The organism is Streptomyces sp. NPDC059866 (assembly GCF_042731325.1).
Lineage (GTDB): Bacteria > Actinomycetota > Actinomycetes > Streptomycetales > Streptomycetaceae > Streptomyces > Streptomyces flavusporus.
Genome location: NZ_JBHWJT010000084.1, coordinates 1 through 12,125, shown reverse-complemented (window position 1 = coordinate 12,125; position 12,125 = coordinate 1). Strand labels below are relative to the sequence as shown.

The window sequence follows — 12,125 nt, the reverse complement described above, 5'->3', positions numbered from 1 at the left end:
TCGGGCGAGGAGCAAGCCGAGGGACACGTTCAGAGTGTGCTCCCGGACAACGTCATGGTGTACTCCGCGGACGCGCTGTGGCTCCTGGACCGTCAGACCCGGGGAGAGAATTGGTAGTGCTCGATGCAGCCGTTGTGGGCCAGGATGTCTCTGTCCAACGCGAGGCCTGCTGAAGGAAGGGCCTAATGGCGGTGACCGGGAGCCGGGGTTACGGGAGTTGGGCCCTTCTTGTCTTCGGAGTGCTGGTGTTCTTGGGGGGGCTGTCGCCCTTCCTGACGAGCGGCGTGGGCTGCGGCGGACAGCGGATGACGGAGTCCGACACGTGCGTGAGCACGACCGTGAGCGCGAACCACGTGCACAGCCGCACCTCCGACCTCACGCAACAGCGCAGCGCGAACCGGCGCTTGGGAGTGTTCGGGATGGTCGTCGGCGGGGCGACAGCCCTCGGCTCCGGTTACATGATCCGCCTTCAGGCTCGGGCTCGGCGCGAAGGGCGGCCGCTGCGCCTTCAAGTGGTCGGACAGCGCGGCCGTTTCGCACGACTGAGGCCGAGACGATACGACGAACCGCGGCACGTGCGTGGGGTGGTGCGGCTGAGACCCGCCGAAGCCGCGGCCAGCACGACGAAGACGGTGGAGTACCGGGCCCGGGTGCGTTGCGATCACTGCCACGGCACCGGAAAGGACGGCCGTAAACGATGCCGTGTCTGCCGGGGAAGCGGGCTGACCGGGCGCGTCCCGCAGTCGGTGACGATCCGGGTCCCCGCCGGAATGCGGGACAGGAGCGTCGTACGCGTACGTGGCCGGGGCGTACCGGGCCGCCATCCGAGGCCGTCGGGTGACCTCCTGCTGTCCGTCCGGCTGGTGTCCCAGGGAGGGGCGTCATCGCGGCCGGCGCCCGAGCGGGAACGGGCCGCACGGGAGTCGACCAGTTCGGCGGCACTTCCCGTCACCGTGACCGGCAACGGCGTCCGCTTCGTGGTCGGGCCTACGGGATTCCTGGTGCAGCACGAGCACCGGTCGGCCACCGGGCGCCGGGACTGGGTCGACCATGTGGAGCTGTCCTGGCCGGACATCGCCGACCTGAGCTTCGACAGCGACCGGCACGACGCCGTCGTCGCGCTGTACGCGGTCCGTGCGGCCGGTGGTCGGCAGCATGTCGTGGATTCCCGCGCCCTCAGCACGGCCCAGTGGCAGGACGTGGCCAAGGGCGTCGAGCGTCTGAGCGGAGGGCGGATCATCCTCGACCTCAGTCGGCGCGACCGCCCGGGCGGCCCGCGCGACTCCTGACCGACATCGAGGACCTGACCATCATGGATGACCGCATCCTGGTCCGGCTCCCCGAGGACAAGACGCACAAGGGCGAGGAACAGAGCCTCGTGCTCAAGGACCGGCCCGACATCCAACTCGTCCCGCGGATGCGGCGCTGGCTGGGCTACCTCGCCGAGCAGGGCATCACGACAGGACCCGTGTTCCGGCAGGTCCTCAAGAACGGCAACGTGGCCTCACCAGCAACCCGGGCGAAAACGGCCACCAAGCGCGGGAGCACCTGCGGGGGCACGTCATCAACGAGCAGGTGCAGTACTGGTTCGCGAAGGCCGGTCTCGTGAGCGACGAGCGGCCGGTCACGTCCCACGGCCTGCGCGCGGGTGGCGCTACTGACCTTGCGGAGAACGGCGCCCCTGCACCGCAGCCGCCGACGGCGCTCCCCCTTCACGTCGGCCGCTGACACCCTCCCCTTTTCCCTTCACCCGCCCACCCGGCGCGGTATCGGTTCGCCTGCCGGTGCCGCGCCCCGTCCGACAGGCCTCCATTCCCGACCGCACCCTGCCCGACCGTGGAGTCGGGTGGCCCGGGGGAATCGCACCCCCGGGCTCCCACAGAACGGAGCGTGACAATCTCTCGTCACTCCGCTCTTGCCATCCTGTTCACCAGGCGACGGCGGCCTCAGTCGCGATCTTCCAGTGCGCGAACAGCCGGGGGTACCTCTTGGCGATCCCCTGCATGCACTCGACCGCTTTCCTCAGGGCTGCCAGCCTCTTGTACTTCCGGCGGATCCATCGCACCAAGTAGGCGTTGATGCGCGCCAGGAGGGGATACAACGCCGACCGGTAGAACCGGCCGTAGTAGTTGATCCAGCCCGCCACGATCGGATTGATCTCCTTGGCGAGCTCCACGAACGTGGAGTTGGGGCGTCGGTGCAGCCGCCAGCGGCGGACCTCCCGGCCCATCTTCTTCAGGGCGTCCTTGCTGACCGCCGGCATAAAGGCCAGGAACTGCCTCCCGTCCCTCCTGCGGGCGCCGCGCGGGCGGAACGTGTAGCCGAGGAACGTGAACTGCGTGTGCTCGTACGAACCACGCCGCTTTTCGTCCTTGCAGTACACGATCTTGGTCTTGTCGGGGTGCAGCCGCAGCCCGACCTCCTCCATCCTGTTCCCGAGGGCCGCCAGGACCTCACGGGCCTGGCGCTCGGTGACGCAGTGCACGACCGCGTCGTCCGCATACCGCTCGAACTGGATGCCCGGATACCTCCGGGCCAGCCACGTGTCGAACGCATAGTGCATGAACAGGTTCGCCAACACGGGTGACACCGCGGACCCCTGCGGGGTGCCCCGATCCCGCTTCTGCAAGGTGCCGTCGGGCAGTTGAAGCGGCGCTTCCAGCCACCGCTGAACATACAACTTCACCCAAACGGCGTCGGTGTGAGCCTCCACGGCCTTGACGATGAGGTCCCAGCGGACGCTGTCGAAGAACTTCTGGATGTCGAGATCGATCACCCAGTCACGCCTCCAACAACGTTCCCGGCAACGCTCCACCGCATCCAAGGCCGACCGGTTCGGCCGGTATCCGTAGGAGTCCTCGTGGAATAAGGGATCCACGCGGACGCCCAGATGCCGAGCCACCACGGTCTGTGCCACCCGGTCAGCGACCGTGGGAATGCCGAGCATTCTCATGCCACCGCCGTGCTGCTTCGGGATCTCCACCGCACGCACCGGAGGAGGGAAGTACGTCCCTGACGACATCCGATTCCAGATCTTGTAGAGGTTGTTCCTCAGATCGGACTCGAAGTCGGCAATGGACTGCCCGTCTACTCCCGGTGCACCCTGATTCCTCTTCACATCCTGGAAAGCCTCCCAGACCTCCCACTTCGAGATATCAAACGGCTTGCCTGACGACTTCAACTGCTCCATCGGCTCCTCCCGGGCACCGCCCGGTTGACCAAACGAACACAGCCACGGATGACCCGGCCCCTTCGCTCCACCCCCGTTACAGGGGCTTCGCCACTACTACGGGCCGGTCCGCCAGCGCACCCCGCGACGGTACTCAGTCCCTTGCGGTTTCAGCCGCTTGGGAGGCTCCCTGTCGCCGCCCCAGGTGGGGCGAGCGGTGTCGGGGCGCGCCTTCTCCTGTTCCACGTGAAAGCAGCAGACCGGGCTCACGTCACCTACACGCCGGACACCACCTGGCCAATAGACGGGCTCCCGCCAGGCTGATCCCGGGGGCCGGTTACACAACCCCGGTTTTGATGTCACCTGTTTCCGTTTCGACGCATCATCGACGATTCGCTTGCGCTCGTCTTCCCGATCCCTACCTGACGCCTCTGAGGCGCCTTTTCCTCATCGCTCACCACGACGGTCTTCAGCCAACGCAGCATGAGGCGGTTTGAAGCCTCCCCCCGCAGGGCGACTCCGAAGGGCCAGATCCTTCATCTTTCACGCAGCACCGCAATGAGATAGCCCCTCCTACATAGAACTCCTCCTTGCGTTCAGGACACACGAACCGACGAAAGGTGGTCCGTGGGATGACGGAGTCCTGCAAGGGTTGGCTTTGCCGGGGGATTGCCGTGCCTGGACTTCGAAGGCTTCAGCGCTCGACCAGGCGCGCCGCGTGTGCGGCCTCATCTTCTCGGACGAGGCCCGGCCGTACGCTGAGGAACTGCCAGCGCGTGGTGACACCGTCCGGGCCGTCAAAGGCAGCCCCCAACAAAGCCGCTGTGATCCGGTTGCGGACATCGGCCGCAGCCTGAGGTTCGGCGGCAAACAAGACCCGTAGGTGCAGCTCATCGCCGAAGCGCTGCGCAGCGGTATGGTGCGGTGCGAGCGGGCACGGTGGCTCATGCTCCCAGTGGCCGCAGAGCGCGACCGTGATGGCTGCTCCAGGAGCTCGCACATCACCGTCTGCTTCCATGACCACAACCGCTTCGTGAACGAATGCCTGGCGCATCGGGTCAGTATCTCGCCGAGCCACACGCCGGATCGGGACACATCGAGAACCTCCGCTTCAATTCGGGACCTGCGCACCGTTCGATCTCGGTTGTCGCGCCTCATCGAATTCCGTCGGTTCCCCACCGTGCAGCCCGCGCTGCGCTCGCCGCCCACTTCACCCCCGACCAGCTCGCCGCCGATCCCGCTCAGTTCTCCGCCGAGGAGGTCTGGGAACAACGCGGCCAACGGGACGGCAGCGGGCGCCCGGCCCACGACAACCCGAGGGACGAACTCGCCAACGCACAGCTGACGGCCCAGTTCGTCATCCCCTCGGACAAGGTGTGCCCCGCCACACTGGCCGGCCTCACTCCCTCCTGCCCCCTGGGCCTGTGGATGCGCGGTCACAACCGGCTGCCGCAGCTGACTGCCAGCGCCGTGGCGGTGACCGGCAACCGGGCCGCCAGCGAGCAGGCCATCACCCGGGTGCATGCCTTCGCCACCGCCGCCGTGGAGGCCGGGCACACGAGCCTCTAGGGTTCGCCCACGCGTGGCACGGAACTGCGGTCGGTGGTACGACGGCTGCGCCTCCCCGGCGCCGTCCGTCGGCGCTGACCACGGTCACGTCACCCGATCGGTGCGTGGGGTCACCACCAGCCTCCGCCGTCACCGCCCGTCCCCACTGACTATCCAGCGTCCACGACGGCTAACCAGCCCAGCACCGCTCTGGGCGCTTGCGCCCGTCGGACGGAACCCGAGGAGGCGGCCCGGTGAGCCGAGCAGTGGTGTGTCGCAAGGAGTGGACTCTCCAGCCCGACCAGGAGCCGGACGTCGAGCCCACCACCTACGCGATGCAGTGCGCAGTCTGCGGCGAGAGCTCAACTCCCAGCACCGACTTCGCCCAACCGCAGAACTGGGTACTCGAACACGGCGGCCGCAACCTCTCGCACCACACCTACCGCGAGATCATCACCCGCCCGTGGCGCGCATGGTGAAAACCATGATCGGCCGCATCGTGGGCCGGCTGGCGCGCTACACGGGCCCACTGTTGATCGTGCTGATCTCCGCCTCCTGTGGCTTCGTGATCGGCGTCGTGGTCTTCACCAACCCGGCCGGCCCCTGAGTCCCCTGGCCCTTGCCGGGATGCAGCCGATCGCGAGTTTGGTGAACGACGTCGTGTGTGGGGTGCGGGCGTCAGACCGTGGCGGGGTTGCCGCAGCATTTCTTGTACTTGCGTGAGGAACCGCACCAGCAGGGGCTGTTGCGGGGTGGGGGCCATGTGTGGGCCTTGCCCCGGGCGGCGAGGTCGGCAGCGTATTGAGCCCGGGTGTCGCCGTCTTCCGGGGAGAGGCCCTCGTCGCGGGTGAACGTCTCGAAGTCGCTGACGGCGCCCTGGGCGACACCCAGGTGGGGTTCGCCGTCTTCGGACAATCGGCGCAGGAGTTCTTCCACGCGGCGGATGTGATCGCGATGTTCGGCGCCGTAGTCGTCTGCCAGCATGGGCCACCGGGCGAGGAGCTGGGTGAACTCGGTTTCGGGCCAGAAGAGCGCGCAGGTCATGCGGGGTCGGGACAGGGCGGCTCGGCGGGCAGCGACCTCGGCGGTGAGCTTTTCGAACTCGGCTTGCAGGGCCTGTGCATTGCCGCTCTCGGCGGCCCGCAGGCGGTCTGGATCATGGAGGTCGTCCAGGGTGCCGGTGCTGCGGAGTTGGAGGGGGCGGTGTTGATGCAGGTCGTCGGCGAGGGTGTCGAGGTCGTCGTGTGGCTGGGCGAGGCGGCGCCGCACCCGGTGGCGGCCGATGACGAGCATCTCGATGCCGGTGGGGTCGGGGCTGTATTCGACAGTGGCGCGGGACAGGGGGCCCGCGGGGCCGAGGAGATGGGTGATGCCGGCGGTGAACCAGTCTGTGGCGTCGTGGAGTTCACCGGCGGTCTCGAAGGCTTCGGCGACGACGTTCCAGGCCGCGGCATCGGTGGGGTGCCGATGTCGCAGACGGGTGGCTGCCTGGCGGGCCTCGTCGGTGCGTCCAGCGTCCCACAGGGTGCTGATCCGGTATGCCTCGATCAGGTGCGGCTCCTCGCACTCGGTATCCAGCAGCTGCTGGTAGAGGGCGAGCGCACGGTCGTATTCTTCGGCGGCGTTCCAGCTTCCCGCGGCCTCGAGGAGGATTTCCTCGCGATCTTCGGGATACTCCCGGGCCAGCGTCTGAAGCTCCTCGGCCTGCGTGGCGTACGTCTGCGCGGCGGGGGCGGGTTGCTGCGGTGTTCGGCGGCGCTTGCGGGACATACGGCCACGCTACCGGTGCGAGGCCGCCGGGTTCAGGCGATGTTGGGAAGGCCGGTCAGAAGCATGGAGGTCTCCTTCACGGCCGGCCGGGGTTGCGGAAAAGGGAGGGATGAGGGGGGTCAGTTTCGTGACAGTGCGAAGAGCAGATCAAGGTGAGGGATTGGCCGCTGCGAAGTCGAGGCAGCAGCCAGCAGGTGCCGGCCTGTGAGATCGGTCAGGAGGTCCTCGCTGACGGGTTCAAGTAGGCGGCGGGGGGCGAAGTGATGCCGCAGGATCTTCAGGACGAGGGCGGCCCGATCATGGGGAAGAGCGACGTCGGTCGGCGGGCCGATGACGGTGAGCAGCTCGGCGTGGTGCTGTGTGCTTACCGGTAGTTCGGGGCATGCAGGCCTGGTGGGTGCGGGAGCGCGGCACGGTCTCGCCGGTGAGCACCCGACCGTCCCGGGCCGGTGCCGGGACGGTCGGGAAAGCCGACTCGCTCACTCCTGGCCGAGCCACAGGTCCGGGCCGAAGACCTCGTAGTGGATGTTTTCGGCTGGAACACCGCTGCGCAGCAGGTCACCGCGGACCGTGCGCATGAACGGCAGGGGACCGCACATGTAGACGCTCACGTTCTCCGGGTGTTCCAGCGTGGTGACGTCGGCGTGGCCGGTCAGTGCGTCCGGCGCCTGGTCATCCGGCTCCTGGTACCAGAGGTGCAGCTTCGCGTCCGGGAGCGCGTCGACGAGTTGGCGCTGTTCGTCGCGGTGGGGGTGGTGGGCGGGGGTGCGGTCGGCGTGGACCACGGCGACCTGGCGGGTCGATCCGGTGACGGCCAGGTGGTCGAGCATGGTCAGAATCGGAGTGATGCCGATTCCGGCGCTGGCCAGCAGCAGCGGGTGGTCGCCCTCCGGCAGGACCAGGTCACCGGCGGGGAGGGACACGGTGAGGATGTCGCCCGGCGCGACATTCCGGTGCAGCCAGTTGGAGACCTCGCCCTCCGGCCCCGCCCCGTGAACGCGCTTGACGGTGATGCGCCACTCCGGGCGGCCAGGAGCGGTGGAGAGGCTGTACTGGCGGATCTGATGGGCGCCGTCAGACAACTCGATCTGCACGCTGACGTACTGGCCCGGACGGAAGGGCTTGACCGGGCTGCCGTCTGCGGGCCGCAGGACCAGGGAGACCACGTCGGGGGTCTCCTGGTGCCGTTCGACGATCTCCATCTTCTGCCAGACGTCGCCATCGGCGACACCGGCCTGCTGGTAGAGCCGGGCCTCGATGGCGATCAACGAGTTGGCCATCAGCCAGTAGACCTCGTCCCAGGCGGCTGCCACCTCGGGGGTGACGGCGTCGCCCAGCACCTCGGCGACCGCCCCGAGGAGGTACTTGTGGACGATCGTGTACTTGTCGGAGGTGATGCCGAGGGAGACGTGCTTGTTCGCAATCCGGGAGAGCATCGTGTCCGGCCGGGTGTCGGGGTGCTCCACGAGCATGGCGGCGAAGGCCGCGACCGATCCGGCCAGGGCCATCTTCTGCTCACCGTTGGCCTGGTTGCCGCGGTTGAACAGGTCCCGCAGCAGCTCGGGATGGGCGTCGAACATTCTCTTGTAGAACAGGTCGGCAATGTCGCCGATGGCTGCGCCGACGACCGGCAGGGTGGCACGGATGACCGGGGTGGACTGCTCCGAGAGCACGGCGAACTCCTAAATTGGTTAATGATCTTCGTGTTTAATGATACGAGCGCGCACGCACCCGGGAGGGCGTGGGTCACTCGGGTCGGCGGCCGACCAGTCCGACCAGTACCGGGCCGGTGGGTGAGGTCACCAAGTCGGCCACGGTCAGCGGATCGAGCGTGGCGTAGAACGCTTCCTGTGCGTCGCGCAACGCCCGGCGGAGCCGGCAGGCCCCGCGGAGCGGACACGGCGGATCGCCCTCGCAGGCGACGACCTCGTCCTCGCCCTCCAGATCGCGCACCAGCTGGCCCACCGAAGCCTGACGGCCGAGACCTGTCAGCCCAAGCCCCCCGCCGCGACCCCGGCGGGCCTCCACCACGCCGAGGTGCTGCAGGCGGGTGATCGCCTTCGCCATGTGGGCGTAGGGCACATCCACGGCTTCCGCCACTTCGCGCGTGGTCAGGGAGTCGCCCTGCTCGGAGACCGCCAGACGCATCACGGCACGCAGCGCCAGGTCGGTGAACTTCGTCAACCGCATGCTTCGACGCTATCGAATGCGCATCCGATATTCCAATTTAAGGAACGCAGTCCGCGGGTGACATGCGTCACGAGGGGCCGCCCGGCTCGCCGCCCGTCCGATTTCCGTACGCCGCGTAAGGGGCCGCGACAGCGTCACGCCGGCCACCGGAGTCGCGGTGCTCCTCGCGCTGCTTGACTTCCTGCCGGCTCTCTCCCTGGGCCCGATCGCGGACTGCGCGCCCCGGAGCGGCGGACCGCAGAGGCCCCGGCCTGACCGACGGAGTCAGGCCGGGGCCTCTGTCACGCGAAGGCGTCGTGTCACATGCCCGTATCTCGTACCCGTAGGCGCCGGAGCGGGCTCTTCTCCATGCCGTCGGGGGAAGGGGGAGTCAGAACCTCGGCAGACTGAATACCGAGTCAACTACCTGCGGCCCCAATGGAACAGGAAAAGTCGTCGTCCCACTGGCCGCTCCGAACCGGAAGGCTTTACGTTGCCAGCGTCCTGGCCGTCGGCGCCCTGCGCCGGCTACGCGATCCGGACGCGGCCGGGATCGACGAGGACGACGACGGCACTGAAGACTGACCGCGGCCGGACGGCGTACGGGGCGGGCCATGATGATCGCAGCGTCTTCGCTGGTCACGAGCGGGTCATCTCGTCCAGCGTGTCGGAGAGGCGGTTCAGGACGTGGGGCCAGCCCTTGCTCATTCCCTCGTACGCCTGTCGGCCCATCGGGGAGTCGAGATCGAAGTCGGCGTGGGTGAGGACAAGGAGCGTTCCTTCGCCCTCTGATCGGAGCGTCCAGGTGAGGGTGGTGTCGAGCGTGCCCTCGGCGAAGCGGTAGGCCAGCAGCCGCTCGTCCTCCACTGCGGTCACTTCGCAGGGCTGGCTGCCGAAGTTGCCCATGTCGAGGGTGAAGCGGTGGCCGACGATGGGCTTGATGTCGCCGGCGGCCCACCAGCGGGCGTGGAGGGCGGGATCGGTCAGGGCCCGCCAGACCGCCGCAGGGGGGTGGGGCAGGAACTTCTCGCAGGTGATCGTGGTGTTCTCGGTCATGTGTCGGCTTCCTCGTCCAGGAGATCGGACAGCGCGTCCAGGCGCTGCTTCCAGTAGTGCTCGAAGGGGTGCAGCCACTCGCTCACCTCGGCCAGCCGGGCCGGCTGGAGGTGGTAGAAGCGGTGCCGGCCGCGTGGTTCCTCGCGCACCAGTCCGGCGGTACGTAGCACTGCGAGGTGCTCGGAGACCGCGGGCCTGCCGAGCTCGAACATTCCGGCCAGCTCCCCGGTGGAGCGGGGCCCCTCCCGCAGGCTTTCGAGCAGTCTGCGGCGTACTGGGTTGGCCAGCACGCCGAACACGTCGGTGGGCATGGCCCAACAATAGGTCGGGTAAATCCGACGCGTCAAGAATCTCCGACGAATGACGGAAGCGTCTTACGGCGGAGCCGGGGTGGCCGGATCAGAGTGTGCCCGGCCTGTCAATAAACGATCGTTTGACGACAGGGAGACGACCCGTCCAATGAACCCGGACATTCCGGGACCTCGGAGCGCCGTCGATCCAATCAGATCCGATGGTGATTGATGACAGGGTTTGACGACAGATAGGGTCCGATCCTCCGTACGGAAGGGGCCCACGAGTGGCGAACCTGGTCTACAAGCGCGTCTCGGCCGACCAGCAGTCGACCGCCCGGCAGAACCTCGTCCTGGACGAGGCCGGGATCGAGGACCCGGTCGTCTTCGAAGAGGACGGCGGCACCTCCAGCCGCCTCCACCCCCTCCAGCGCCCGAAGTTCCGCGCGCTCCTCGACTACGCGCGGCCCGGGGACACCGTGCACATCTCCGAGATGTTCCGCCTCGTGCGCGGCACCGGACACATCCTCGACGTGCTCGACGTCCTCCACCGCGACCGCCTCGCCCTGCGCATCCACGACGGCGCCTTCTCCGCCATGGACCTCACCGCCCGCCACCCGCGCACCGGCGAGCTGCTGTCCACCGTGAAGTTCATGGTGCAGACCCTCGCCGCCGCCGGCGAACTCCAGCGCGACCTCCAGCGCGAGCTGACCTACGACGGACTGCGGGCCGCCGAGGCCAAGGGCAGCAAGGGCGGGCGCCGCCCCGCCGTGACGGCCGACAAGGCCGACACCGTGCGTACCGCCTACCTGGAGGGCCGCTCGATCGCCGCCCTCGCCCGCGACCACGGCGTCAGCCGCGGCGCCATCCGCACGGCCGTCGCCGACCTCATGCCTGACCACACCGCCATCGAGCAGGAGGACGTCCCGGCCCCGGAGCTGCCGGTCACCCTCGACATGCCCGGCAAGATCGCCGACTTCCTCCGCGCCGCCGAGCTGGAGCCCGCCGAGCGCGCCGCCCTCGACCAAGGGGTGACCGTACGACGCGGCCAGGGCTACACCCTGCGCGTCACCGCCGTCCCCGTCGTACACCGCCAGCTCCTCGCCCGCTGCCAGCCGCTCGACGGCGCCCAGGGCGTCCCGGCGGTCCCGGCCCAGCGCAAGGCCCGCCGCGAGTACGAGAACCGGGTCAGCACACTCGCGCCAACCGGACCATGATCGTTCTCAGCGCCAACGGCTGTACCGATATTCCCCGAGGCCGTAAAGGCAGTCGTAGAACTGGACACGAAAGTGGGACGGGATGCCCAGCGCGGCGTCAGCGGACTGTTCAGGGGCGAGACTCTTCACCAGCGGCCGTTCTTTCACGCGACGTTGCTCGACACCTCGAAGCGTGAAGAACGGCCGTCCTGCTGTCTCAGGAGCGAGCCAAGATCAGCAGGTCGGGTGACCTGCGAGGTTAAAGATCAAGCTAAGGGCACTCCTCGATCTGGTCGTCGAACAGGTCCCTGGGCGATGGCCGCGTAGCGGCTGGCGGTGGTGTGGGAGAGATCGAAGACCAGGGCGAGGTGCAGCGGGTCGGTCCCGACGGTCAGGAGCCCGGGCAGCATGCGGTCGGCGCGGATGAGTTCGAGGTAGACGCCCTGGTGCAGCAGGTGCAGCAGGTGCAGCAGGTGCAGCAGGTGCCGCGGGGTCGGCCAGCTTCATGGAGTCCACCGCGCGCTGGGCGAGAATCTCCGGGTCGATGGCAGGCTGGGCGGGCGCCCGTCCGCCGTCCGGGATCCACAACCACGCCGATCCGCCCGTGGCCGGGCACATGACCTGATATGCCGCCCCTTTGCCGCCCTGCTTCTTGCCGTCCTGCTTCTTGCCGTCCTGCATGGCCAGGTTGTCGGCGGGGGGCTGCGGTTGGGAGTCGCTGCGGCCTTCCTAGCGGGCCAAGTGTGGCCGTCGCTCGCCGCTGCTCCAGGTCGTTCGAACGCTACTGCGCACGCCACTGCAGTAACCACCCACACGCCCCCTGCCGACCCGCTGGGAGTACGAACACCGGCGCACCCGGCACCAGGAGGCCCATCCGAGCAGCCGCGGCTGACCGCTGGGGTGCCGTGCCGGCCGTTACCGGCACGG

Annotated in this window: 13 protein-coding genes; 6 read left to right on the top strand and 7 right to left on the bottom strand. The window is 68.3% G+C overall.

Features of this window, described 5'->3' with window-relative positions:
• Positions 1–185 precede the first annotated feature (185 nt).
• Both ACFV7R_RS45850 and ACFV7R_RS45845 read left to right on the top strand, forming a co-directional pair.
• Positions 186–1,289 carry a DnaJ C-terminal domain-containing protein gene (locus tag ACFV7R_RS45850; RefSeq protein WP_385276412.1) on the top strand — a complete coding sequence of 368 codons (1,104 nt, stop codon included), beginning with the start codon at positions 186–188 and terminating at the stop codon, positions 1,287–1,289.
• 23 nt (positions 1,290–1,312) lie between these two features.
• A complete protein-coding gene (locus ACFV7R_RS45845) occupies positions 1,313–1,609 on the top strand; it encodes a hypothetical protein (protein ID WP_385276409.1) in 297 nt (98 codons plus the stop codon).
• Between the two features lie 318 nt (positions 1,610–1,927).
• Here ACFV7R_RS45845 and ltrA read toward each other — a convergent pair whose 3' ends face one another.
• Positions 1,928–3,190, bottom strand: coding sequence for a group II intron reverse transcriptase/maturase (gene ltrA, locus ACFV7R_RS45840; protein WP_385276407.1), 1,263 nt, complete (start codon positions 3,188–3,190; stop codon positions 1,928–1,930).
• Positions 3,191–3,863: 673 nt separating this feature from the next.
• Complete coding sequence (locus ACFV7R_RS45835; protein ID WP_385276404.1) at positions 3,864–4,223, bottom strand: hypothetical protein; 360 nt, start codon at positions 4,221–4,223, stop codon at positions 3,864–3,866.
• On the opposite strand from ACFV7R_RS45835, the gene ACFV7R_RS45830 reads away from it, so the two are divergent.
• The 3 genes from ACFV7R_RS45830 to ACFV7R_RS45820 all read left to right on the top strand — a co-directional run bounded on the left by ACFV7R_RS45830 (position 4,211) and on the right by ACFV7R_RS45820 (position 5,324).
• Positions 4,211–4,738 carry a hypothetical protein gene (locus tag ACFV7R_RS45830; RefSeq protein ID WP_385276401.1) on the top strand — a complete coding sequence of 176 codons (528 nt, stop codon included), beginning with the start codon at positions 4,211–4,213 and terminating at the stop codon, positions 4,736–4,738. The genes ACFV7R_RS45835 and ACFV7R_RS45830 overlap by 13 nt on opposite strands.
• Before the next feature lie 233 nt (positions 4,739–4,971).
• Positions 4,972–5,196, top strand: a complete 225-nt coding sequence (locus tag ACFV7R_RS45825) for a hypothetical protein (protein WP_385276398.1) — start codon at positions 4,972–4,974, stop codon at positions 5,194–5,196.
• Positions 5,197–5,201: 5 nt separating this feature from the next.
• Positions 5,202–5,324, top strand: coding sequence for a hypothetical protein (locus ACFV7R_RS45820; protein WP_385276395.1), 123 nt, complete (start codon positions 5,202–5,204; stop codon positions 5,322–5,324).
• 71 nt (positions 5,325–5,395) lie between these two features.
• On the opposite strand, the gene ACFV7R_RS45815 is transcribed toward ACFV7R_RS45820, so the two are convergent.
• From ACFV7R_RS45815 to ACFV7R_RS45795, 5 genes are all read right to left on the bottom strand, one after another.
• Positions 5,396–6,487, bottom strand: a complete 1,092-nt coding sequence (locus ACFV7R_RS45815; protein ID WP_385276392.1) for an SEC-C metal-binding domain-containing protein — start codon at positions 6,485–6,487, stop codon at positions 5,396–5,398.
• A gap of 479 nt (positions 6,488–6,966) precedes the next feature.
• Entirely contained in the window at positions 6,967–8,160 is a 1,194-nt protein-coding gene (locus ACFV7R_RS45810; protein ID WP_385276389.1) for a globin domain-containing protein, read from the bottom strand.
• 73 nt (positions 8,161–8,233) lie between these two features.
• Positions 8,234–8,677 carry a nitric oxide-sensing transcriptional repressor NsrR gene (gene nsrR / locus ACFV7R_RS45805; RefSeq protein WP_385276386.1) on the bottom strand — a complete coding sequence of 148 codons (444 nt, stop codon included), beginning with the start codon at positions 8,675–8,677 and terminating at the stop codon, positions 8,234–8,236.
• 618 nt (positions 8,678–9,295) lie between these two features.
• A complete protein-coding gene (locus ACFV7R_RS45800; RefSeq protein ID WP_385276383.1) occupies positions 9,296–9,712 on the bottom strand; it encodes an SRPBCC domain-containing protein in 417 nt (138 codons plus the stop codon).
• On the bottom strand, positions 9,709–10,023 hold the full coding sequence (locus tag ACFV7R_RS45795; RefSeq protein ID WP_385276380.1) for an ArsR/SmtB family transcription factor: 315 nt from the start codon (positions 10,021–10,023) through the stop codon (positions 9,709–9,711). The genes ACFV7R_RS45800 and ACFV7R_RS45795 overlap by 4 nt, the downstream gene beginning before the upstream one ends.
• 266 nt (positions 10,024–10,289) lie before the next feature.
• Here ACFV7R_RS45795 and ACFV7R_RS45790 point away from each other — a divergent pair, with 266 nt between their 5' ends.
• On the top strand, positions 10,290–11,219 hold the full coding sequence (locus ACFV7R_RS45790; protein WP_385276377.1) for a recombinase family protein: 930 nt from the start codon (positions 10,290–10,292) through the stop codon (positions 11,217–11,219).
• The last annotated feature ends 906 nt before the right edge of the window (positions 11,220–12,125 follow it).